This window comes from Noviherbaspirillum sp. (genome assembly GCF_036563305.1).
Lineage (GTDB): Bacteria > Pseudomonadota > Gammaproteobacteria > Burkholderiales > Burkholderiaceae_D > Noviherbaspirillum.
In genome coordinates this window covers 119,237-141,546 of sequence record NZ_DATCMQ010000007.1, presented here as the reverse complement: position 1 = coordinate 141,546, position 22,310 = coordinate 119,237, and the positions used below count along the sequence as shown (strand labels likewise).

The window sequence follows — 22,310 nt, the reverse complement described above, 5'->3', positions numbered from 1 at the left end:
CGCGTAAGCGAAGTAGGCGCCGAGCATGTAGAAGCTGGCATGCGCAAAATTGAGCACGCCCATCATGCTCAGGATCAGCGTCAGTCCTGACGACAGCATGAACAGCAGGAGCCCGTAGCTCAGGCCGTTCAGCAAGGTGATTAAAGTAAACTCCACGAGGCTATCCCTATTTCAATTTTCTTTACGACCGTACTATTTTTTGTCCGCAAAAAAGCAGCGTGCGGCCGGACACCGACACGCTGCCCTGCATTGCCGGGAATCAGCCGCCCGCGGGCCGCTTCATCTGGCAGGACGTCGGCTGCGCCGACACGTAGGTGTCGAGCTTGACGTCCGTCTTCCAGCCGAAGCCGGTATTTTCCTGGTCAAACTTCACGTCCTTGCCGTTAACCTTGGTCCAGGTGCTGATGTACAGCGGTTGCTGCAGCTGGTGATCCTGCTTGCGCATTTCCACTTCGCCGTTCAGGCTCTGGAACTTCATGCCTTCCATCGCAAACGCGACCTTCACCGGGTCGGTCGACTTCACCTGCTTGAACGCCTTGCTCAGCATCTGCAGACCGGTGTAGGTGGCCATCGTGTAGTAGTCGTCGTTGTACTTCTGCTTGAAGCCCTCGACGATTTCCTTGCCCACGAATTTTTCGTTGTTGGCATTCCAGTAGCCGACCGACTTCACCCGTCCTTCGCCGGAGGCGCCCATCGCCGTCGGTACGCCCGTGGTGGCGGCGTAGTAGGTGTAGAAGTTCGATTCCAGGCCAGCTTCCCTGGCTGCCTTGATCAGCAGCGCCAGGTCGGCGCCCCAGTTCCCGGTAATGACCGTGTCGGCGCCGGAAGCCCTGATCTTCGCGATGTAGGGCGAGAAGTCCTTGACCTGCCCGATCGGATGCAGGTCGTCGCCGACGATCTGCACGTCCGGACGCTTGCGCTTCAGGTACTCCTTCGCGGCACGGGTGACCTGGTGGCCGAACGCATAGTTCTGACCGATGATGTAGACCTTCTTGACGTTCTGGTCTTTCGCCATGTGGGTGGTCATGGCTTCCATCTTCTGGTCGGAGTTGGCGTCGATGCGGAAGTGCCAGAAGCTGCACTTGCTGTTGGTCATGTCGGGATCGACCGCCGCGTAGTTGATGTAGACGATCTCCTTGCCCGGATTGCGCTCGTTGTGCTTGTTGACCGCATCGATCAGCGCGAGGCCTGCGCCGGAGCCGTTGCCCTGGATGATGTAGCGGTAGCCCTGGTCGATCACGGTCTTCAGCTGCGACAGCGATTCCTGCGGGCTCGCCTTGTTGTCGAAGCCGTTGATCTCGAAGGTATGTTCGCCGGCCCACTTTTCGGCGTTCGCCTTTGCCGCGATGAACTGCCAGCTTTTCAGGATGTTCTGTCCGACCGGGGCGAACGGGCCGGAAAGCGGATCGATGAATGCCATCTTCACCGTCTCGGCGCCCGCGCTGAGTGGCAGCGCGAAAGCGGCGGCGAGGGAAAGCGGGATGATCAGGGGTTTGAATTGAGCAGCCATTTGTCTCTTCCTTATAGGTGTAGTGTTTCTACAGCATAGCTACGGTTAAACCGGGTGTAAAGCACCTGGAATTCAGCTGGAATCAAGCATGGCGTTTCCCTTCTCGCTTGAGTCGATGAAACGAAACTGCTGCACAAAACCGGTGCAGGCGCCTCGTGAAGCGACTGCACCGCGGATCCCGACGTCCGCGCCGTTGGGGAAGATGCGGTGCGGCAGCGTTGCCGCACCGGCCGGCGGTCAGGCGCCGGAAGGACGTGCCGGACGCTTCATCTGGCACGACGTCGGCTGGGTCGCGACGTAGCTTTCGATCTTCTGATCATTGCTCCAGCCGTGGCCGGTATTCTCCTGGTCGTACTTGACCTTCTTGCCGTCGACCTTGGTCCAGGTTGAGATGTACAGCGGCTGTTGCAGCTGGTGGTCGGCCGCGCGCATCTCGACGTCGCCGTTGATCGCCTTGACCTTCATCCCTTCCATTGCGAATGCGATTTTCACCGGGTCGGTGGTGTTGCCGTCCTTGGCCGCCTTCGACACCATCTGCATCACCGTGTAGATGTCGCTGACGTAGAAGTCGTCGTTGTACTTCTTCTTGAACGCCTCGACGATCTCCTTGCCGGCGAAAGTCTCGTTGTTCGGGATCCAGTAGGCGATCTGCTTGACCTGGCCGGCGACCGCGCCGCCCATTGCGGTCGGCACGCCCGAGGTGCCGCCGTAGTAGGTGTAGAACTTGGAGGTCAGGCCGGAATCCTTGGCGGACTTCACCAGCAGCGCGAGGTCGGCGCCCCAGTTGCCGGTGATGACGCTGTCGGCGCCGGATGCCTTGATCTTGGCGACGTAGGGAGCGAAGTCCTTCACGGTTGCGATCGGGTGCAGGTCGTCGCCGACGATCTGGATGTCCGGACGCTTGCGCTTCAGGTATTCCTTGGCGGCGCGGGTAACCTGGTGGCCGTGCGCATAGTTCTGGTTGATCAGGTAGACCTTCTTGATCGACTGATCCTTGGCCATGTAGGAGGTCAGCGCCTCCATCTTCATGTCCGAGTTGGCATCAAAGCGGAAGTGCCAGAAGCTGCACTTGCTGTTGGTCAGGTCGGGATCGATGGCCGAGTAGTTGAGGAAGACGATTTCCTTGCCCGGGTTGCGTTCGTTATGCTTATTTACCGCGTCGATCAGTGCCAGCGCAACGCCGGAACCATTGCCCTGCGCGATGAAGCGGTAGCCCTGGTCGATCACCGTCTTGAGCTGGTTGAGCGACTCCTGGGGACTGCCCTTGCCGTCGAAGGCCTGCACTTCCAGCGTGTGGTTGCCCGCCCATTTCTGCTGATTCGCCATCTCTGCGAACATGCGGAAGGTGTTGAGCTGGTTCTGGCCGATCGGGGCGAATGCGCCCGACATCGTTTCGATCATCGCGATCTTGATGGTGTCCGCGAAGGCTGCCGGCGCAGCGAGAGCCGCGGCGACGGAAGCGGTCAAAACGAGGGGGCGAATCTTCTTCATCATGTGTCTCATCCTATCGTTGTAGTGGTCTTGTAAAAACAGGCCTTTCCGGCTTCTTGTTCTTGTCCTGCGAAACTATCACGCGGTCGGCAGCTTGTACTCCTTGAATTGCTCGCGTATGCGGTTCTTCAATACCTTGCCGGTGGCGCCAATCGGCAGCGCATCGACGAAGGTGACGTCATCCGGCGTCCACCACTTGGCGATCTTGCCGTCGTAGAACTTGATCAGTTCTTCCTTGCTCACCTCGGCGCCGGGCTTCTTCACCACGACCAGCAGCGGCCGCTCGTCCCACTTCGGATGGAATACGCCGATGCACGCGGCCTGCTGCACCGCCGGGTGCGCCATGGCGATGTTCTCGAGGTCGATGGTGCCGATCCATTCGCCGCCGGACTTGATGACGTCCTTGCTGCGGTCGGTGATCTGCATGTAGCCGTCGGGGTCGATCGTGGCCACGTCGCCGGTCGGGAACCAGCCGTCCTCCAGCACGTCCCCGCCTTCGTTCTTGAAATAGCTGCTGATGATCCACGGCCCCTTGACCAGCAGGTTGCCGTAGGTCTTGCCGTCCCAGGGCAGTTCCTTGCCGTCGTCGCCGACGATCTTCATGTCGACGCCATAGATTGCATGTCCCTGCTTTTCAAGGATGGCCTGCTGCTTCTCGGCAGGCAGGTCCAGGTGATGGGCCTGCAGCGTGCAGGCGGTACCCAGCGGCGACATCTCGGTCATGCCCCAGGCGTGCACCACCTCGACGTTGTACTTCTCGCGGAAGGTCTTCATCATCGCCGGCGGGCAGGCGGAGCCGCCGATCACGGTGCGGCGGAAGGAAGAGAACTGCAGGTTGTTTTGGCCGACATGGGTCAGCAGGCCCAGCCAGACCGTTGGCACGCCGGCCGAGAAGGTCACCTTTTCCTGCTCGAACAGCTCGTACACGGACTTGCCGTCCAGTGCCGGTCCGGGCAGCACCATCTTGGCGCCGGTCAGCGGCACCGAGTACGGCAAGCCCCATGCGTTGACATGGAACATCGGCACTACCGGCAGCACCGCGTCGCGCGACGAGACGTTCAGCGCGTCCGGCATCGCCGACGCGTACGAGTGCAGCACGGTGGAACGATGCGAATACAGCGCGCCCTTCGGATTGCCGGTCGTGCCCGAGGTGTAGCAGAGGCTGGAGGCGGAATTCTCGTCGAACAGCGGCCACTCGTAGATGTCGGAGTTGCCCTCGATGAGCTCTTCGTAGCAGAGCAGGTTCGGAATCTTGCTTTCCTGCGGCATGCGGTCGCGCGCGCACATCATCACGTAGCCCTTGACCGTCTTGCAGTGGGGCGCGAACGCCTCGACCAGCGGCAGGAAGTTCAGGTCGAAGAACAGGTACTGGTCCTCGGCATGGTTTGCGATGTAGGCGATCTGTTCCGGATGCAGGCGCGGATTGATGGTATGCATGACGGCGCCGGAACCCGAGATGGCATAGTACAGCTCGAGATGGCGATAGCCGTTCCATGCGAGCGTGGCGACCCGGTCGCCCATCTTCACGCCGAGGCCGGCGAGCGCGTTGGCCATCTGGCGCGCGCGCTTGTGGCAGTCACGGTAGGTATATCGGTGGATGTCGCCTTCGACGCGGCGGGATACGATCTCGTTGGCGCCGTAGTAGCGGTCGGCGTGCTTGATGATGCTGGAGATGAGCAAAGGCTGGCTCATCATCTGGCCCATGAGTGGGCTCTTGGGGTAGTCCGACATCCTGTCTCCTGCTTGTTTTAGTTGCGATGGGACCGTCGGCGCCCGCCATGGGCAGGACAGGCGCCGGGAACAAGCATGATTTTTGAACGACCGTACTAATAGCGTCAACGACTTTCGATTGTGCGACGCATCAATGTCACCCCCGGGACTTTTTACTCGGACACCGCTTTGTAGATCGTGTTTTTCGGCTTCGCCATTACGCGACGCAACATCGGCTCGAAGAAGGACAGCGGCAGCGTGTCGTAGTCGGGGTCGAAGGCCGGGGCGTCGTACTTCTCGCAGAACGCCAGCGTCGCGTCGTAGATCGCCTGGCCGGCGAACTGGTCGCGCAGGTTGCGGTTCATCCCAAGATGATGGAAGAAGTAATAGCCCTGGAAGATGCCATGCTTTTCGACGATCGCATGGTTCTCGGGACTGACGAAGGGCTTCAGGATGGCGGCGGCGATGTCCGGGTGGTTGTAGCTGCCGAGCGTGTCGCCGATGTCATGCAGCAGCGCGCAGATCACGTACTCCTCGTCCTTGCCGTCGCGGTAGGCGCGCGTTGCCGTTTGCAGGCTGTGGGTCAGCCGGTCGACGGGGAACCCGCCGCAGTCGCCGTCGAGCAGGCGCAGGTGGGCCAGCACCCGGTCGGGCAGGTTGGCGGAATAGGTCCGGAACTCCGCGCCGATGATCTTCCAGTCGTCGGCGGTACTGTCCTGCATGTCGCGAAAGGTGGCGCGCGGGTGGTCGAGGGTATCCATGTGTTTTCCCGTTCAGTTGCGATAGGTAGAGTCCTTGCGGTCGAGCCGGCGCAGCAGTCCGGGCCAGGCAAGCATGCCTCCCTGCGACTTGGTCACGGTCTTCGCCTGGCTCTGGGCCGTGTCGAGTATCGAAGACGGTATCCGGATCAACTCGCCACCGCCGGCCTGGGCGCGGACCTGGATCATGCACGCGGCCTCGAACACGTACATGTTCACGAAGGCGTCGGCGATGGTCTTGCCGAGCGTGAGCAGGCCGTGATTGCGCAGCATCAGGTAGTTGCGGGCGCCGAGGTCGTTCACCAGGCGCGGCTTCTCGTCGTCGCGCAGCGCGACCCCTTCGTAGTCGTGATACGCGAGGCTGGACAGCACGAAGATCGACTGCTGCGAGATCGGCAGCAGTCCTTCCTTCTGTGCCGAGACGGCGACGCCGTTCACGCTGTGGACATGCAGCACGCACTGCGCATCGTGGCGATGCGCATGGATCGCGGAATGGATGGTGAAGCCGGCGGGATTGACCGGGAACGGGGACTCCTCGACCTTGTTGCCCTGGAGGTCGATCTTCACCAGCGAGGACGCGGTGATCTCGTCGAACATCATCCCGTACGGGTTGATCAGGAACTGGTCCTCGGTGCCGGGGACGCGCGCGGTGATGTGGGTGAAGATCAGGTCGCTCCAGCCGAAGTCGGCCACCAGCCGGTAGCATGCGGCGAGATCCACGCGGGTCTGCCATTCTTCCGGAGAAACCCGGTCTTGCACCGAAGGTATCGTCAGCTTCTCGGGCGCGTTCATATGAGGTCTCCTCTTCTCTGTCAAAATAAGGTGGCAAGGCGCGATCGACTGCGCATTTCCGCGGACGCGCCCGTGCTGCAGCAGTATCCTCACATCGCACCGCTCAAGACTGTCAACTTTTTAACAATCCGCATGCCGAAGCCCGCCAACGACGACATCGACAAGCCCGCCCTGCTGCGCGCCTCCTGGCTGGCCGGCTTCCCGGACGAGATCGTCGAGGAAGCCGCCGGATGCGGCGTCCTGCGCCACCTGGGCGACGGCGCGCTGGTGCATGCCCGCGGGGCCGAGGCGGACGGCTTCTACACCATCGCCCGCGGCGCAGTGCGTTTCACCCGCGCGACCGCGGAGGGACAGGGCACGACCATCGGCGTGCTGGAGGCGCCAGCCGGCTTCGGCGAAATCTCCCTGTTCGACGGCCTGCCACGCACGCACGACGCGCATGCGTCCGGGCCGACCGTCCTGCTGTTCCATGCGAGAACCGATTTCCGGCGGCTGCTCGAACGACATCCTGCGGTGCTCGCGCGCTTTGCGCGCATGCTCAGCCTGCGCCTGCGCGCAACCTTCGACCTGGTGGAGGAGGCTGCAACCGCCCCGCTGCCGCAGCGGCTCGCGCGTCGCCTGCTCGAGCTCGCGCATCTCAAGCCTTCGGCGATGAATGCGGCGGTCGACGCGCGCGGCCGCGAGGTGCCGCTGACGCAGGAAGAGCTGGGACAGTTGCTGGGCAAGTCGCGCCAGAGCATTTCCAAGCTCCTCCATCAGTGGGAACAAAACGGGTTGATACAGACCAAATATGGCCGGATCTCCATCCGCCGCCCGGCTGCCCTGGCGGAAATCGCCTATCCCGAACGTCCCGGCCGCGCCGCGGCGAAAAGCCGGCCCCGACTCGCGCCCGCCCCCTCTGCCGCTGCGGCAGCGGGGCAAGACAAGGAAATGCAATGAATGCCCCGGAACATCCGCTCAGGCCGCACCACCTCGAAGCTCTCGAATTCGGCAATTCCTTCGCGGCATTGCCGCCAGCCTTCCACACGCGCCTGCAGCCGACCCCCGTACCCGATCCCTACCTGGTTGGCGCCAGCAGTGCGGCAGCGGCACTCATCGGACTCGATCCCGGCGAGTTCGGGCGCAGCGAATTCATCGACGCGTTTTCGGGGAATCGCATCCTGCCGGGTTCGCAACCGCTGGCGGCCGTCTATTCCGGGCATCAGTTCGGCGTCTGGGCCGGCCAGCTTGGCGACGGCCGGGCGATCCTGCTCGGCGATGTTCCCACCGCAGCGGGGACGGCACAGCCGCGGATGGAACTGCAGCTGAAAGGCGCCGGAATGACGCCCTACTCGCGCATGGGCGACGGCCGCGCCGTGCTGCGTTCCTCGATACGGGAATTCCTCTGCTCGGAAGCGATGGCCGCGCTCGGCATCCCGACCTCGCGGGCGCTGTGCGTCACCGGGTCGGACATGCCGGTCATGCGCGAGACGGTGGAAACCGCCGCGGTCTGCACCCGGATGGCGCCGAGCTTCGTCCGCTTCGGCTCCTTCGAACACTGGTTCTACCAGGACCGCAAGGAGGAGCTGCGCCGGCTGGCGGACTACGTGATCGAAGGCCACTACCCGGAACTGGCAGGCGCGCCAAACCGCTACCAGGACCTGCTGCGGGAAGTCGCACGCCGTACCGCAGTGCTGATGGCGCAGTGGCAGGCGGTAGGTTTCATGCACGGCGTGATGAATACCGACAACATGTCCATCCTCGGCCTGACGATCGACTACGGTCCCTTCGGTTTCATGGAAGCCTTCGACGCCCGCCATATCTGCAACCATAGCGACCATGGCGGCCGCTACGCGTACCACATGCAGCCCAAGATCGGCCAGTGGAACTGCTTTGCGCTCGGGCAGGCGATGCTGCCGCTGATGGGCGGCGTGGACGAGGCGCAGGCCGCGCTGGACGGCTATGGTCCGGTCTACACCGCGCACTTTGAGCAGCTGATGCGGGACAAGCTCGGCCTGCGGGCCGCGGAGAGCGATGACGCCGGGCTGATCGACGCCCTCTTTTCCCTGCTGCAGGAAAACCGGCCCGACTACACGCTGTTCTTCCGCCGGCTCAGCCGCCTGCGGATCGACGAAGCCGCCGCGGACGAGCCGCTGCGCGACCTCTTCATCGACCGTGCCGCCTTCGACGCCTGGGCGGGGATGTATCGAGCCCGCCTGCGCAAGGAAAATTCGCAGGATGCCGCGCGCCGCGCGGCGATGGATGCCGTCAATCCGAAATACGTGCTGCGCAACTACCTGGCGCAGCAGGCGATAGAAAAAGCACAGAACAAGGATTTTTCCGAAGTGGCGAAGCTGCTCGCGGTGCTGGAACGGCCGTTCGATGAACAGCCCGAGAACGAGCGTTACGCCGACCTGCCTCCCGACTGGGCCAACGATCTTGAAGTGAGCTGTTCATCATGACCGAAAAAGTGATCAAGACCGACGCCGAATGGCGCGCGCAACTCGACCCGATGGAATACCAGGTGACGCGGCAAGCGGCCACCGAACGCGCTTTCACCGGGCGCTACTGGGACCATCACGAGCACGGCATTTACACCTGCGTCTGCTGCGGCACTCCCTTGTTCGAATCGGACGCGAAGTTTGAGTCCGGCTGCGGCTGGCCGAGCTATTTCAAGGCGCTGGATCCGGACAACGTGATCGAGCGGATCGACCGCAGTCATGGCATGATACGCACCGAAATCCTGTGCAAGGTTTGCGACGCCCATCTCGGCCATGTATTCCCCGACGGACCGCCGCCGACCGGGCTGCGCTACTGCATCAATTCCGCGGCGCTGCGCTTCGATCCAAAATAACCCCTGGAAGGTTACAAGCCCAACATGAAGTTCCTGTTCGATCTGTTTCCGGTCATTCTCTTCTTCGGCGTTTTCAAGTGGGGGGAAGGCAATCCCGACGCTGCGCAGGCACTGGTCCAGCAATACCTGTCGGCCCTGGTCTCGGGCAGCGGCGCCACGCTTGCCCAGGCGCCGATCATGCTGGCGACGGCTGTGGCGATCCTCGCCACCTTCGCGCAGGTCGGCTGGCTGCTGCTGCGCCGGCGCAAGGTCGACAACATGCTCTGGGTTTCGCTGGCCATCATCACCGTGTTCGGCGGCGCCACTATCTACTTCCACAACGAGACCTTCATCAAGTGGAAGCCGACGATGCTCTACTGGTGCTTTGGCGCCGCGTTGCTGGTCGCACAGGCGCTGATGGGCAAGAACCTGATCCGGCTGATGATGGAAAAGCAGGTGGCCCTGCCGGATCCGGTATGGCAACGCCTCAACCTGTCCTGGGCCGCGTTTTTCATGGTGATGGGCGCTATCAACCTGATCGTGGCCTACAGCTTTTCCACGGCGGCCTGGGTCAACTTCAAGCTGTTCGGTTTCACCGCGCTGATGCTCGCGTTCATCGTCGCGCAGAGCCTTTTCCTTTCCAAGTACGTGAAGGATACGAAATGAACGACCGGGTCGACCGCATCCGCAACCGGCTTGTTGCAACTCTCGCACCGGACGAATGTCAACTCGACGACGAATCGCATTTGCACGCGGGACACGCCGGCGCCGCCTCGGGCGCGGGTCACTATCGGTTACGCATTGTTTCCGACCGTTTCGCAGGCCTGAACCGGATAGCCCGTCACCGCCTGGTGTATGATTCCCTCCGCGACATGATGGCAAGCGACATTCACGCTCTCAACATCATCGCCCTCGCGCCGTCCGAACGAGAATAGCGGCGCCGGATTTATAAACTTTCATACCTCTGTAGGAACAGACAATGACTTTGAAACCCGCTCGCTTGCTGATGCTGCTTGTCGCCGCCGTTGCGCTGCCGTCCGTGGCCCAGAACCTCGCCGTCGTGAACGGCAAGCCGGTCCCCTCCTCCCGCGCCGATGTGATGATCAAGCAGTTGTCGGCACAGGGCCAGCCGGATTCGCCGCAACTGCGCGAGATGGTCAAGCAGGAACTGATCAACCGCGAGATCCTGATCCAGGAAGCCGACAAGCTCGGCCTGAGCAACTCGCAGGAAGTGAAGAACCAGGTCGAGATCGCACGCCAGTCGATCGCCATCCGCGCCCTGGTGCAGGATCACCTGAAGAAAAACCCGGTCAAGGACAGCGAGATCCAGGCCGAATACGATCGCTTCAAGGCACAGGCCGGCGACAAGGAATACCACGCGCGCCACATCCTGGTGGAGAAGGAAGAAGACGCCAAGGCGATCATTGCCAAGCTCAAGGGCGGCGCCAAGTTCGAAGAACTGGCGAAGCAGTCGAAGGATCCGGGCTCCGCTGCCAGCGGCGGCGACCTCGACTGGGCCTCGCCGGCCTCCTTCGTCAAGCCGTTCTCCGATGCGATGGTCGCGCTGCAGAAGGGCCAGATCACCGAGACTCCGGTCAAGACCCAGTACGGTTTCCACGTGATCAAGCTGGAAGACGTCCGCGCAGCCAAGCTGCCGGCACTGGAGGAAGTGAAGCCGCAGATCGCGGAATCCCTGCAGCAGAAGAAGCTGCAGGCTTACCAGGAAGACCTGCGCAAGAAGGCCAAGATCCAGTAAGCGGCCCTCCGCACAAACCGCTTCAAAAGCAAAAGGCGCTTCGGATGAAGCGCCTTTTTTAATGCGGACGTCGGAGCAGAAAGGACGAACGCTGCTGCACATTGCCGCTGCATCACCCCGCCTCCGCCCGACAGGAGGCGCGGAAGCCGGGCGCGCTGTCGCCGCGCCCGGTCAGGGCCGCCCGGTCGTCACACCGGTCAGCCCACCCACTTGCGGGCATTGCGGAAAATCCGCATCCACGGCGAGAACTCGCCCCAGCCCTCGGGATGCCAGGAGTGGTTCACCGTCCGGAACACCCGCTCCGCGTGCGGCATCAGCACGGTGAAGCGGCCATCCGGCGTCGTGACCGAGGTAATCCCCTGCGGCGATCCGTTCGGATTGTACGGATAGCGCTCGGTCGCCTGGCCCTGGTTGTCGATCCAGCGCATCGCGACGATCGCTTCCTTGATGTCCCCGGTCTGCGAAAAGTCGGCATACCCCTCCCCGTGCGCCACCGCGATCGGGCTTTGCGTGCCGGCCATGTCGCGGAAGAAGATCGACGGCGAGTCGGCCACCTCCACCATGGCCAGGCGGCCCTCGAACTTTTCCGACTTGTTGCGGGTGAACTTCGGCCAGGCATGCGCGCCGGGGATAATGGACTTCAGGTTGCTCATCATCTGGCAACCGTTGCAGATGCCCAGCGCAAAAGTGTCGTCCCGGTGGAAGAAGCCGGAGAACTGCTCCGCGAGGCGGGCATTGAACAGGATGGTCTTGGCCCAGCCTTCGCCGGCGCCCAGCACATCGCCGTAGGAGAAGCCGCCGACGGCGATGAAGCCCTTGAAGTCGTCCAGCCTGGCGCGGCCGGCAATCAGATCGCTCATGTGGACGTCGACCGCGGTGAAACCGGACCGGTGCATCACGTAGGCCGTCTCGACGTGCGAGTTGACGCCCTGCTCGCGCAGGATCGCCACCCTGGGCCGGACGCCGGTCGCAACGAACGGCGCGGCAATGTCCACCTGCGGGTCGAAGCTGAGCTTCGGCGTCATGCCGGGGTCGGCTGCGTCCAGGAGGCGGTCGTATTCGGCATCGGCGCAGGCAGGGTTGTCGCGCAGGCGGGCGATGCGCCAGCTGGTCTCGCTCCAGGCGCGGTGCAGCTCGCCGCGCGGCTGGCTGTAGATGACCTTGGCGTCGCGCGTGAATTCGACCGCGTCGCGATCGTTGAGCTTGCCGATGATATGGCTGCAGGCGCCGAGCTCGTACGAGCGCAGCACCGTCATGACATCGGACTTGTGCTCCGCGCGGACCTGGATGACCGCTCCCAGCTCCTCGTTGAACAGCGCCCGCAGCGTCATCTCGTTGCGGCGCTCGGCCACCTGGGACGCCCAGTTCTTGGAGTCGCCCCAATCGGACGCATGCTCGCCTTCCATGGTCAGGATGTCGAGGTTGACCGACAACCCGGTACGGCCGGCGAAGGCCATCTCGCACAAGGTGGTGAACAGGCCGCCATCCGAGCGGTCATGGTAGGCAAGCAGCTTGCGTTCGATGTTCAGCTGCTGGATGGCGCAGAAGAAGGCCTTCAGGTCTTCGGCGCTGTCCACGTCCGGCACTTCGCTGCCGATCTGCTGCATCACCTGGGCCAGCGCCGAGGCCCCAAGGCGGTTCTTGCCGCGGCCGAGGTCGATCAGGATCAGTGCCGTCTCGCCCGCATCGGTGCGCAGCTGCGGCGTGAGCGACAGGCGCACATCCTGCACCGGCGCAAAGGCGGAGACGATCAGCGATACCGGCGAGGTCACCTCCTTGCTGCCTTCGGCATCCCGCCACGTGGTGCGCATCGACAGGGAATCCTTGCCGACCGGGATGCTGATCCCGAGGGCCGGGCACAGTTCCATACCGACCGCCTTCACCGTGTCGAACAGGGCGGCATCCTGCCCCGGCTGCCCGCAGGCCGCCATCCAGTTCGCCGACAGCTTGATGTCGCTGATGTCGGTCAGCGGCGCGGCAGCGATATTGGTGATCGCCTCGCCCACCGCCATGCGGCCCGAGGCCGCGGCATTGATGACCGCCAACGGCGTGCGCTCGCCCATGGCCATGGCTTCGCCGCGGTAGCCTTCGAAGCTCATGGTCGTGACTGCGCAATCCGCCACCGGCACCTGCCACGGGCCCACCATCTGGTCACGTACCGTGGTGGCGCCGACCGTGCGGTCGCCGATGGTGATCAGGAAGGACTTGTCGGCGACGGTGGGCAGGCGCAGCACACGCTGCGCGACTTCCGCCAGTTCCATGCCGGTCAGGTCCACCTTCGGATAGTCGTTCGCCAGGCGCTGCACGTTGCGGTGCATCTTCGGCGGCTTGCCCAGCAGGACGTCCATCGGCATGTCCACCGGGTCGGCGCCCCGCTCCGGGTCGATCACCTTCAACTGGCGTTCCTCGGTCGCGGTACCGACGACCGCAAACGGCGAACGCTCGCGCTCGCACAGGTACTGGAACAGCGGCAGGCTTTCCGGCGCGATGGCGAGCACATAGCGCTCCTGCGACTCGTTGCTCCAGATTTCCTTCGGCGCCATGCCGCTCTCTTCGAGCGGCACCTTGCGCAGGTCGAAGACGGCGCCGCGTCCCGCATCGTTGGTGATCTCGGGGAACGCATTGGACAGGCCGCCGGCGCCGACATCGTGGATCGACAGGATGGGATTGTCGCTGCCCATCGCCCAGCAGGCATTGATCACCTCCTGCGCGCGCCGCTCCATCTCGGGATTGCCGCGCTGGACGGAATCGAAATCGAGGTCGGCGGTATTGGTACCGGTCGCCATCGACGACGCCGCGCCGCCGCCCATGCCGATGCGCATGCCCGGACCGCCGAGCTGGATCAGCAGGCTTCCGACCGGCAGGTCGTGCTTCTTCGTGTGCTGGGCGGAGATGTTGCCGATGCCGCCGGCAATCATGATGGGCTTGTGATAGCCCATGACCTTGCCACCGACATTCTGCTCGTAGGTGCGGAAGTAGCCGCCGAGATTGGGCCGGCCGAATTCGTTGTTGAATGCCGCCCCGCCGATCGGGCCCTCGATCATGATCTGCAGCGGCGACGCGATCCGCTCCGGCTTGCCGTAGATGCCGGCCTGGGCATGCGGCTCGCGCTGCGCGGGCGGCTGCGCGACGTCGCGCGCGTTCTCCCACGGCTGCACCGCGTGCGTGATCATCAGGTTGGATACGGTGAAGCCGGTCAGGCCCGCTTTCGGCTTGGCGCCGCGGCCAGTCGCGCCCTCGTCGCGGATCTCGCCGCCGGCGCCGGTGGAGGCGCCGGGGAACGGCGAGATGGCGGTCGGATGGTTGTGCGTCTCGACCTTCATCAGGATGTGCGTCAGCTCTTCCGAAGCCTCGTAGACATTGCCTGCCGCTGCTCCCCGTTGGTAGAAGCGGGAGACGGTGGCGCCCTCGATGACCGAGGCATTGTCGCTGTAGGCGACCACGGTGCCCTTCGGATGCAGCTGGTGCGTGTTCTTGATCATGGCGAACAGCGACTTGTCCTGGGCCACGCCGTCGACCGTCCATTCCGCATTGAAGATCTTGTGGCGGCAGTGCTCGCTGTTGGCCTGCGCGAACATCATCAGCTCGACGTCGGTCGGATTGCGACCGGCATCGTTGAATGCCTTAAGGAGGTACTCGATCTCGTCGTCGGACAGGGCCAGGCCGAGATCTGCGTTCGCCCTTACCAGCGCCTCGCGCCCGCCGGCCACCACGTCCACGTATTCAAGCGGAAGCGCCTCCAGCTCCCGGAACAGGCCGGTTGCTTCCCGGGCGTCGCGCAGGACGGTTTCGGTCATCCGATCGTGCAGCAGCGCCGCAACCTCGCGCGCCGCCTGCTCGGACAGCTTCTTCGCGCCGCCGAGCAGGCCGCTCTTGAGCTGCACCCGGTAGGACACGCCGCGCTCGATGCGCCTCACCTGCGCCAGGCCGCAGTGGCGGGCGATGTCGGTCGCCTTGCTTGCCCATGGCGAGATGGTGCCGAAACGCGGAATGACGACGAATTCCTCGCCCCCATCCGCCGCGACGGACGGCTCGCCGTAGGTCAGCAGTGCATCGAGGCGCGCAACGTCATCCCGCCCCGGCTCGGCGGCGGCGTCGATGAAATGCAGGTAGCGGCCGCTGATGCCGACGATACCGGGCTCCACTGCTTGCAATTGTGTCAAAAGACGCTGGGTACGGAATGCGGACAGGGCGTTGGAGCCCGGCAGAATCAACATGTTGGCAAGGGATTTGATGCAGCATGCCAGGAGCGGCCGGCGCTGCTGCGGGTTGGAACGGGAAAGCGCGATTATACCGCGACCGCCGGTGCGGTCGGCATCCCGACAGCGGGGCGGGTTCAGGCTGGTTTTACCTTCGCTGCCCTAAGCATCGCCCTGCATACGGACGGGTAATGGAGGGCGCCGGGCCGGCGCCGAGGACGCGCATGGGCGGAAGGTGCCTGTACTATTATTGCCCGTGCCAAACCTGCACGCTTGCTCATCTTCCTACTGGATGCCATCCCGATGAATCCCCTCACCGCGAAAACGATTGCCGCGCTGGCCCGTTATTCCCGCCAGGCGCTGGTCGAGGTCTGCCTCGACGAAGCGCAGAAAAGCGCCGCCATCTTCACCCGCCTCTATCCGGATGCCGCGCGCGCCGCCGCCGCTCACGCCGACGCGATGCTTGCGGCCTGCGTCGAGGTCTCGCCGCTGGCGGGTCTTTCCGTCTCCCTCAAGGACCTGGTTGATGTCGCGGGCGAAACCACCCTGGCCGGCTCGCGGGTGCTGAGGGACGCGCCGCCCGCCAGGGCCGATGCACCCGTGGTAAAGCGCCTGCGCACCGCGGGCGCGGCGATCATCGGCAAGACCAACATGACGGAATTCGCGTTTTCGGGCGTCGGCATCAATCCGCATTACGGCACCCCGGCCAATCCGGCTGACGCCACCGTCGCGCGGATCCCCGGCGGTTCCTCTTCAGGCGCCGCGGTATCGGTCGCGAGCGGACTTTGCGTCGCCGGCATTGGCTCCGACACCGGCGGTTCGATCCGCATCCCGGCCGCCTTGTGCGGCATCGTCGGCTTCAAGCCGACTGCCCGGCGCGTGCCCCTGGCCGGTACCATCCCGCTGTCGACGACGCTCGACACACTGTGCGCGATGACCCGCTCGGTCGACGACTGCATCCTGGTGGACAGCATCATCGCCGACCAGGTGCTCGCGGTACCCGACCTGCCGCTTGCGGGCCTGCGGCTTGCGGTACCGTCGACGGTCGTGCTCGACGGGCTCGAGCCGCATGTCGCGGCAACGTTTTCCGCGGCGCTCTCGGTGCTTTCCTCGGCAGGGGCGCGCATCGTCGACGCGCCGTTCGCGCCGCTGTCCGAAGCGGCCGATCTCAACAAGTTCTCCGGCGCCGAATCCTTCGCCTGGCACCGCGAACTGCTCGCGGCCCGGGAGCAGGAGTATGACTTCCGGGTGGCGAAACGGATCATGACCGGCGCCGCGATGAGCGCCGCCGACTATATCGACCTCCATCGCCGCCGGCGGGACTGGATCGCCCGCATGGAGGCGGCGCTCGCCCCCTACGATGCGCTGCTGATGCCGACGGTGCCGATTGTCGCACCGCCGATCGCCGACCTCGAGACGTCGGAGCAGGCGTTCTTCCGCGTGAATGGACTGCTGCTGCGGAACACCTCGGTCGTCAACCTGCTCGATGGCTGTGCCGTTTCCCTTCCCTGCCACGCGCCAGGCACCCTGCCCGTCGGGCTCTCGATTGCCGGACCCGCCATGGCGGACCGCAGGGTGCTCGGCGTTGCGCGGGCTGTGGAGGCCGCGCTGGCTGCAGCATGACAAATGGGCATTGGCGCGGCGGCCATGTTCGCGCTTTTGCGCAACGCCGGCGCGTGATGTCCTCCGCAACCAGAGCGGGAGAGAATAAAATGTCGTACCAGAACCGCGTCGCGGCCGGACGGTCTAGCTTGCGCTCCCCATCGCGCAGTTTGCGGCCGGTGTGACGGTTTGACACCGCGCACACGCGCCGCATGCGGCAGGCACGCCGGGTTCCCGACAAGCACTCACAGGTTGATCAAGTGACAAAACAGGTAGCAGTGATAGGCGGCGGCATATCCGGCGTCTGTACCGCATTCTTTCTTGCCGATGCGGGGCACGACGTCGTACTCATCGAGCGTCACCAGAACGTGGCGCAGGAATCGAGCTTCGCCAGCTCCGGCCTGGTCGCCCCCGCCTACGCCGGCCCGTCCGCCGTTCCAGGCATGCCGCGCCGCATATTGTCCGCACTGTTTCAGTCGGAGTCGCCGGTACTGCTCAAGCCCGGGCTCGACCGCGCCCTCTGGCGCTGGGCACGGCGCTGGGTCGCCGAATGCGACCTCGACCGCTACCGCATCAACCGCACCCGCCTGCAGCGCCTCGGCCTGTACAGCCAGGGCCTTCTGCATCGCATGCGCGAGTACTACCAGCTCGACTATGAGCAGGCCCAGGGCGTGCTGCAGCTGTTCCGGACCGAGAAGGACCTGAAGCTTGCCGAACCCGGCATCGCGCTGCTCGCCGAGAACGGCATCCCGCATCGGCAGGTGGACACGGACGGCGCGCGGGCCATCGAACCCGCCCTGGCCAGCGATACGGCACTTGCAGGCGCGCTGTACCTGCCGCAGGACGAAGCCGGTAATTGCCCGCTGTTCGCGCGCAGGATCAAGCACATCGCCGCCGACATCGGCGTGCAGTTCCATTTCGGCAGGCGCGTCGAGCGCATCGAGCAGGACTCGCGCGGTGTCGCACTGCTGATCGACGGCCAGCGCTTTCCGGTCGATGCCGTGGTCGTCGCGGCGGGTGCGGACAGCGAGCGGCTGCTCCAGCCGCTGGGCGTCAGGCTGCCCTTGTATCCGGTACGCCAATACGCCGCCGCTGCGCTCATCCGCAATTTTGACAATGCACCCAAGGCAGCGCTCGCCGACGAAGCCTACAAGGTCGAGATCGCCCGCCTCGGCAGCCGCATCCGGCTGTCGGGCGTTGCGCAGCTCACCCCCGACAGCGCCAGCCTGAAGGAGCGCGCCATGCGCACGCTGATCAAGGCCGGCAGCGACTGGTTTCCGGACGCGGCTGGCTACGCGCAGGCAAACTTCTGGAGCGGGGTGCGCCTGGTGCTGCCCGACGGCGTGCCGGTGCTCGGCCCTACGCCCGTCCGCGACGTCTACATCAACATGGCGCAGGCGGAGTCCGGGTGGACCATGGCCGTCGGCGCAGGCAAGCTGGTATCGGACATGGTGTCGGGCCAGGCCCCGGATATCGACGCCGACGGACTCACGATGGCGCGCTATGGATAGGATCGACTGCGTCGTCATTGGCGCCGGCGTCGTCGGACTCGCCGTCGCCCGCAAGTTGGCAATGCTCGGCCGGGAAGTGTTCGTGGTCGAACGGCATGCCGCCATCGGCATGGAGACAAGTTCCCGCAACAGTGAAGTGATCCATGCCGGCCTCTACTACCCGACCGGCAGCCACAAGGCAAGCTTGTGCGTCGCCGGTCGCGACGCGCTGTACCGCTACTGCGACGAGCATGGCGTGCCGTTCCGCCGCTGCGGCAAGCTGATCGTCGCCACCTCGGCCGCGCAGCACGCGGCCCTGTCCGCGATCCACGTCCAGGCGCGGGCCAACGGCTGCGCCGAAGTTACCGCCATCGACGCGGCGCAGGCACAGTCCCTTGAACCGGCGCTCGCCTGCACCGCAGCGCTCTGGTCGCCGAACACCGGGATCATCGACAGCCATGCCTACATGACTGCGTTGCAGGGCGACGCCGAACGCGCCGGCGCTCAGCTCGCTTTTGGCACCTCGGTCGCCGCCGGCAGCGCAGGCAGGGACGGCATCGTGCTGCGCATGCGTACCGATGAAGGCAATGCGGAATTCCTGGTCGATACCGTCATCAATTGCGCCGGCCTGTGGGCACCGCGCCTGGCGGCATCGATCGAAGGCCTTTCGGCAGCGACGCTGCCAGCGGCTTATTTTGCGAAGGGCAACTACTATTCGCTGTCCGCCAAGGCCCCGTTTTCCCGCTTGATCTACCCGGTGCCGGAACCCGGCGGCCTCGGGGTGCACCTGACGCTGGACCTGGGCGGTCAGGCCCGGTTCGGGCCGGATGTCGAGTGGCTGGACGTGCATGGCGAATCGATCGACTACCAGGTAGACCCGAAACGCGCCGATCGCTTCTACCGCGAGATCCGCAACTACTGGCCGGACCTGCCGGACGACGCCCTGCAGCCAGGCTATTCCGGGGTACGTCCGAAAATCACCCGCCCCGGCGAGCCGGCCGCGGATTTCCTGTTCGCGTCGCACGGCTGTCCGGGCTACCTCGGCCTGTACGGCATCGAGTCGCCCGGTCTGACTGCATCCCTTGCCATTGCAGACCACGTGGCGGACGTTTTGGCGCGCCGGTAACCAGCCGCTGCCATTGACGGCTGCGGGCCTTTCCCTCGGCTGGCATACAATTGGTGCACGCCGCCACCGGCCATCCACGACGCCACGTTGCCGCCGACCATGCCACAGTCCAATGCGCTCTATCTGACCGAAGACCTGCGCCGCATCGAACATGCCGCTCTCGCGCTTCTTCCCCAGGGCACCCTGATGGAGCGCGCCGCCGAGGCGATTGCCCGGCACGCGCTGGACTTGCTGGCGCCTCGTGCTGACGGCGCGCGCGTACTGGTGCTTGCTGGCCCCGGCAACAATGGCGGCGACGCCCTGCTGGCGACCATCCTGCTGCGGCAGCGTGGCGTCGCGGCCGAGGTCATGCTGTGCGCTCGCCGGGAGCAGCGCCCGCCGGATGCGCAGCGCGCGCTCGACAAGGCATGTCAAGCCGGTATCGCCTTCATTGACGCCAACCCGAACACGGTAGGCGACGGGGCATGGGACCTGGTGCTCGACGGCGTGTTCGGCATCGGTCTCGCGCGCCCCCCGGAGGACGAGGTACGGGCCTTGTTCGCGCAGGTCAATGCCCTTTCCTGTCCGGTACTCGCCATCGACGTGCCGAGCGGCCTCGACGCCGATACCGGCATGCCGCTCGGCGAGGAAAACAGCGCCGTCGTCGCCAGCCATACCGTCACCTTCATCGCCGGCAAGCCGGGACTGCATACCGGCCGCGGACGCGATCATGCGGGAAAGGTAAGGGTCGACACGCTCGACATCCCTGCCGCGCAATTTCCCGCCGCGAGGCTGCATCTTGCCGAGGTGTCGATGTTCATCGATGCCCTGCCGTCCCGTCCGCACTACGCGCACAAGGGAAGCTTCGGCGACGTGTCGCTGGTTGGTGGCGCGCAGGGCATGACGGGCGCACTGATCCTGGCCGCGCGCGCGGCGTTGTTCACCGGTGCCGGGCGCATTTTCGCCGGCTTCGTCGATCGGCCGCCCGACTACGACAGCATGCACCCGGAGCTGATGTGCAGGCATGCCTCGGCGCTCGCATTGACGTCCGGTGCGGCAGTGGTGGGTCCCGGGCTGGGCATGGCAGAAGCAGGAATGCAGGCGTTCGCCCGTGTCCTGGAATCGCCGCTGCCCGCGGTCATCGACGCCGACGCCCTCAACCTGCTGGCCCGCGATGCCGCGGTTCAGACGCAGCTTCAGCGCCGTGCCGCGCCATCGCTGCTGACGCCCCATCCGCTCGAAGCCGCCCGCATGCTTGGCTGCGGCACCGCCGAGGTGCAGGCTGACAGGATCTCGGCCGCGCGCGGTTTGGCAAGACGCTGCAACGCCGTCGTGCTCCTGAAGGGTTCCGGCACGGTGATCGCCGCTCCGGATGGTTCTGCCGCAATCAACCCGACAGGGAATCCCCTGCTGGCCACCGGCGGTACGGGAGACGTACTGGCTGGCGTGTGCGGCGCCTTGCTGGCGCAGGGAGTCTCAACCTGGCATGCGGCAATCGCCGGCGCCTGGTTGCACGGCAGGGCAGCAGACGATCTGGCGAGCACGGGCACAGGTCCGGTGGGCGTTGGCGCCAGCGAGCTGATCCCGGCGGTGCGGGCCGCGCTCAACCGGCTGCCGAGGCGGCCAGGGTCTACAGCAGGCGCCCCGCGGCAATCGTGATGGTGCGGCCGCAGCGCGCGGCAATCGACGGATCGTGCGTGACCAGCACCAGGGTCGATCCCCGCTCCTGGTTCAGCTCGAACATCAGCCCGATCACGGCCTCCCCGGTCGCCGCATCCAGGCTGCCCGTTGGCTCGTCGGCGAACAGCAGTGGCGGCTCCGTCACGAACGCGCGCGCCAGCGCCACCCGCTGCTGCTCTCCGCCCGACAGGAATTTCGGATAGTGACGCAGGCGGCTGCCCAGGCCGACACGGCCCAGCATGGCCTCGGCCTTCTCGCGGGGCGCATCGTCGCGCCGCAGCTCCAGCGGCAGCATGACGTTCTCCAGCGCGGTGAGGTGTGACAGCAGCTGGAAGGACTGGAATACGAACCCGAGCTTCGCCTGGCGCAGGCCGGCACGCCCGTCCTCGTCGAGGCGGTAGATGTCCACCCCGTCCAGCTTCACTGCGCCGCCGCTCGGGGTATCGAGACCGGCAAGCAGGCCAAGCAATGTGGATTTGCCCGATCCGGAGGCGCCGACGATCGCCAGCGTCTCGCCACGCCGCACGGTAAAATCGACCTCGTGCAATATCGTCAATTCGCCGGACGCATCGGCAACCCGTTTGCTCAGGCGTGTCACTTCAATGGCAGGTATCGAGGAAGGCTCTTGCATGAAATTTCAGGAAGGGAAGTCAGTGCCGCTGGCGCGGATGTTCAGGTGGATGGCGGCGTTCTCGCTCATCTTCTTTTCGGCTTTTGCCTATTCTGCATCAAAAACCCTGCTCGTGCTCGGCGACAGCCTTTCAGCCGAATATGGCCTGGTACGCGGCACCGGCTGGGTGACGTTGCTGGAGAAGCGGCTACAGGAGGAAAAGCTGCCGGCCACCATCGTGAATGCCAGCATCAGCGGCGAAACCACCAGCGGCGGCAAGGCCCGCCTGCCGGCCCTGCTCGCCCGGCACCGCCCTGATCTGGTCATCATCGAACTCGGCGGCAACGACGGTCTGCGCGGCTTGCCGGTGGCGGGCGCGGAGGCCAACCTGCGCGAGATGATCACGGCTGCGCAGAAGGCAAACGCCAGGGTGCTTTTGGTGGGCATGCAGATACCGCCCAACTACGGAAAGGAATATACGCAGCGTTTCTTCGGCATGTACCGCAAGCTTGCCCAGGAAAACAAGGTGCCGCTGGTGCCGTTTTTCCTCGAAGGCCTGGCCGAGCGCGCCGACCTGTTCCAGGCCGACCGCATTCACCCGACGGCGGAAGCGCAGCCGATCATGCTGAACAATGTGTGGCCTCATCTGAAAAACATGCTGCGCCAGTAGCGCGTCTTGCTCACCACAAGCGCCGCTGGTGCCATTTTCCCGCGAGGGGCTCGCCGGGTACGCCGAACTGTTCCATGCGGATCGCCACTGTCCGACAGCGGAAGGGCCGCCGACCAAGCGAACGG

The 22,310-nt window shown here is 64.8% G+C and carries 19 protein-coding genes; 11 read left to right on the top strand and 8 right to left on the bottom strand.

The annotated features are described in order from the left end of the window. The 6 genes from VIM12_RS05590 to VIM12_RS05565 form a co-directional block, all read right to left on the bottom strand. Positions 1–156 (bottom strand): ABC transporter permease subunit (locus VIM12_RS05590; protein WP_414691756.1); only part of this gene is annotated, 156 nt, incomplete at its 3' end. Between the two features lie 103 nt (positions 157–259). Continuing rightward, positions 260–1,510 carry a branched-chain amino acid ABC transporter substrate-binding protein gene (locus tag VIM12_RS05585; RefSeq protein WP_331940623.1) on the bottom strand — a complete coding sequence of 417 codons (1,251 nt, stop codon included), beginning with the start codon at positions 1,508–1,510 and terminating at the stop codon, positions 260–262. Between the two features lie 237 nt (positions 1,511–1,747). Continuing rightward, entirely contained in the window at positions 1,748–3,001 is a 1,254-nt protein-coding gene (locus tag VIM12_RS05580; RefSeq protein ID WP_331940630.1) for a branched-chain amino acid ABC transporter substrate-binding protein, read from the bottom strand. 78 nt (positions 3,002–3,079) lie between these two features. After that, entirely contained in the window at positions 3,080–4,732 is a 1,653-nt protein-coding gene (locus VIM12_RS05575) for a 3-(methylthio)propionyl-CoA ligase (RefSeq protein ID WP_331940622.1), read from the bottom strand. A gap of 152 nt (positions 4,733–4,884) precedes the next feature. After that, on the bottom strand, positions 4,885–5,472 hold the full coding sequence (locus tag VIM12_RS05570; protein ID WP_331940621.1) for an HD domain-containing protein: 588 nt from the start codon (positions 5,470–5,472) through the stop codon (positions 4,885–4,887). Positions 5,473–5,484: 12 nt separating this feature from the next. After that, positions 5,485–6,261 carry a class II aldolase/adducin family protein gene (locus VIM12_RS05565; RefSeq protein WP_331940620.1) on the bottom strand — a complete coding sequence of 259 codons (777 nt, stop codon included), beginning with the start codon at positions 6,259–6,261 and terminating at the stop codon, positions 5,485–5,487. A 132-nt stretch (positions 6,262–6,393) separates the two neighbouring features. Between VIM12_RS05565 and VIM12_RS05560 the strand changes: the two genes are divergently transcribed. The 6 genes from VIM12_RS05560 to VIM12_RS05535 are packed head-to-tail and all read left to right on the top strand — an operon-like array spanning position 6,394 to position 10,829. Next, positions 6,394–7,200 (top strand): Crp/Fnr family transcriptional regulator, encoded by an 807-nt coding sequence (locus VIM12_RS05560; RefSeq protein WP_331940619.1) that lies wholly within the window; start codon positions 6,394–6,396, stop codon positions 7,198–7,200. Continuing rightward, a complete protein-coding gene (locus tag VIM12_RS05555) occupies positions 7,197–8,702 on the top strand; it encodes a protein adenylyltransferase SelO (RefSeq protein ID WP_331940618.1) in 1,506 nt (501 codons plus the stop codon). The genes VIM12_RS05560 and VIM12_RS05555 overlap by 4 nt, the downstream gene beginning before the upstream one ends. After that, on the top strand, positions 8,699–9,094 hold the full coding sequence (gene msrB, locus VIM12_RS05550; protein WP_331940617.1) for a peptide-methionine (R)-S-oxide reductase MsrB: 396 nt from the start codon (positions 8,699–8,701) through the stop codon (positions 9,092–9,094). The genes VIM12_RS05555 and msrB overlap by 4 nt, the downstream gene beginning before the upstream one ends. A 24-nt stretch (positions 9,095–9,118) precedes the next feature. Next, the gene (locus VIM12_RS05545; RefSeq protein ID WP_331940616.1) at positions 9,119–9,739 is read left to right on the top strand and encodes a septation protein A; all 621 of its coding nucleotides are present in this window, start codon (positions 9,119–9,121) and stop codon (positions 9,737–9,739) included. Next, complete coding sequence (locus VIM12_RS05540) at positions 9,736–10,008, top strand: BolA family protein (protein ID WP_331940615.1); 273 nt, start codon at positions 9,736–9,738, stop codon at positions 10,006–10,008. Before VIM12_RS05545 ends, VIM12_RS05540 begins: the two co-directional genes overlap by 4 nt. 44 nt (positions 10,009–10,052) lie before the next feature. After that, entirely contained in the window at positions 10,053–10,829 is a 777-nt protein-coding gene (locus VIM12_RS05535) for a peptidylprolyl isomerase (RefSeq protein ID WP_331940614.1), read from the top strand. 197 nt (positions 10,830–11,026) lie between these two features. Here the strand turns inward: VIM12_RS05535 and purL are convergent, their stop codons facing one another. Beyond that, positions 11,027–15,046: a phosphoribosylformylglycinamidine synthase gene (gene purL / locus VIM12_RS05530; RefSeq protein ID WP_331940613.1), complete on the bottom strand. Its 4,020-nt coding sequence runs from the start codon at positions 15,044–15,046 to the stop codon at positions 11,027–11,029. Between the two features lie 285 nt (positions 15,047–15,331). On the opposite strand from purL, the gene VIM12_RS05525 reads away from it, so the two are divergent. From VIM12_RS05525 to VIM12_RS05510, 4 genes are all read left to right on the top strand, one after another. Further along, positions 15,332–16,651, top strand: a complete 1,320-nt coding sequence (locus VIM12_RS05525; protein WP_331940612.1) for an amidase — start codon at positions 15,332–15,334, stop codon at positions 16,649–16,651. 191 nt (positions 16,652–16,842) lie between these two features. Then, complete coding sequence (locus VIM12_RS05520; protein WP_331940611.1) at positions 16,843–18,141, top strand: D-amino acid dehydrogenase; 1,299 nt, start codon at positions 16,843–16,845, stop codon at positions 18,139–18,141. After that, entirely contained in the window at positions 18,134–19,246 is a 1,113-nt protein-coding gene (locus VIM12_RS05515; RefSeq protein WP_331940610.1) for an NAD(P)/FAD-dependent oxidoreductase, read from the top strand. The genes VIM12_RS05520 and VIM12_RS05515 overlap by 8 nt, the downstream gene beginning before the upstream one ends. A 99-nt stretch (positions 19,247–19,345) precedes the next feature. Then, the gene (locus VIM12_RS05510; protein WP_331940609.1) at positions 19,346–20,884 is read left to right on the top strand and encodes an NAD(P)H-hydrate dehydratase; all 1,539 of its coding nucleotides are present in this window, start codon (positions 19,346–19,348) and stop codon (positions 20,882–20,884) included. Here VIM12_RS05510 and VIM12_RS05505 read toward each other — a convergent pair. Continuing rightward, positions 20,856–21,536, bottom strand: coding sequence for an ABC transporter ATP-binding protein (locus VIM12_RS05505; protein ID WP_331940608.1), 681 nt, complete (start codon positions 21,534–21,536; stop codon positions 20,856–20,858). The two genes, VIM12_RS05510 and VIM12_RS05505, sit on opposite strands and share 29 nt — an antisense overlap. Positions 21,537–21,573: 37 nt before the next feature. On the opposite strand from VIM12_RS05505, the gene VIM12_RS05500 reads away from it, so the two are divergent. After that, complete coding sequence (locus tag VIM12_RS05500; RefSeq protein ID WP_331940629.1) at positions 21,574–22,185, top strand: arylesterase; 612 nt, start codon at positions 21,574–21,576, stop codon at positions 22,183–22,185. Positions 22,186–22,310: the final 125 nt, after the last annotated feature.

What these genes read in the sequence shown, in the direction of transcription:
- VIM12_RS05585 (WP_331940623.1), bottom strand. Translation starts at nt 1,510, where the DNA reads ATGGCTGCTCAATTCAAACCCCTGATCATCCCGCTTTCCCTCGCCGCC.
- VIM12_RS05580 (WP_331940630.1), bottom strand. Translation starts at nt 3,001, where the DNA reads ATGAAGAAGATTCGCCCCCTCGTTTTGACCGCTTCCGTCGCCGCGGCT.
- VIM12_RS05575 (WP_331940622.1), bottom strand. Translation starts at nt 4,732, where the DNA reads ATGTCGGACTACCCCAAGAGCCCACTCATGGGCCAGATGATGAGCCAG.
- VIM12_RS05570 (WP_331940621.1), bottom strand. Translation starts at nt 5,472, where the DNA reads ATGGATACCCTCGACCACCCGCGCGCCACCTTTCGCGACATGCAGGAC.
- VIM12_RS05565 (WP_331940620.1), bottom strand. Translation starts at nt 6,261, where the DNA reads ATGAACGCGCCCGAGAAGCTGACGATACCTTCGGTGCAAGACCGGGTT.
- VIM12_RS05560 (WP_331940619.1), top strand. Translation starts at nt 6,394, where the DNA reads ATGCCGAAGCCCGCCAACGACGACATCGACAAGCCCGCCCTGCTGCGC.
- VIM12_RS05555 (WP_331940618.1), top strand. Translation starts at nt 7,197, where the DNA reads ATGAATGCCCCGGAACATCCGCTCAGGCCGCACCACCTCGAAGCTCTC.
- msrB (WP_331940617.1), top strand. Translation starts at nt 8,699, where the DNA reads ATGACCGAAAAAGTGATCAAGACCGACGCCGAATGGCGCGCGCAACTC.
- VIM12_RS05545 (WP_331940616.1), top strand. Translation starts at nt 9,119, where the DNA reads ATGAAGTTCCTGTTCGATCTGTTTCCGGTCATTCTCTTCTTCGGCGTT.
- VIM12_RS05540 (WP_331940615.1), top strand. Translation starts at nt 9,736, where the DNA reads ATGAACGACCGGGTCGACCGCATCCGCAACCGGCTTGTTGCAACTCTC.
- VIM12_RS05535 (WP_331940614.1), top strand. Translation starts at nt 10,053, where the DNA reads ATGACTTTGAAACCCGCTCGCTTGCTGATGCTGCTTGTCGCCGCCGTT.
- purL (WP_331940613.1), bottom strand. Translation starts at nt 15,046, where the DNA reads ATGTTGATTCTGCCGGGCTCCAACGCCCTGTCCGCATTCCGTACCCAG.
- VIM12_RS05525 (WP_331940612.1), top strand. Translation starts at nt 15,332, where the DNA reads ATGAATCCCCTCACCGCGAAAACGATTGCCGCGCTGGCCCGTTATTCC.
- VIM12_RS05520 (WP_331940611.1), top strand. Translation starts at nt 16,843, where the DNA reads ATGCGGCAGGCACGCCGGGTTCCCGACAAGCACTCACAGGTTGATCAA.
- VIM12_RS05515 (WP_331940610.1), top strand. Translation starts at nt 18,134, where the DNA reads ATGGATAGGATCGACTGCGTCGTCATTGGCGCCGGCGTCGTCGGACTC.
- VIM12_RS05510 (WP_331940609.1), top strand. Translation starts at nt 19,346, where the DNA reads ATGCCACAGTCCAATGCGCTCTATCTGACCGAAGACCTGCGCCGCATC.
- VIM12_RS05505 (WP_331940608.1), bottom strand. Translation starts at nt 21,536, where the DNA reads ATGCAAGAGCCTTCCTCGATACCTGCCATTGAAGTGACACGCCTGAGC.
- VIM12_RS05500 (WP_331940629.1), top strand. Translation starts at nt 21,574, where the DNA reads ATGTTCAGGTGGATGGCGGCGTTCTCGCTCATCTTCTTTTCGGCTTTT.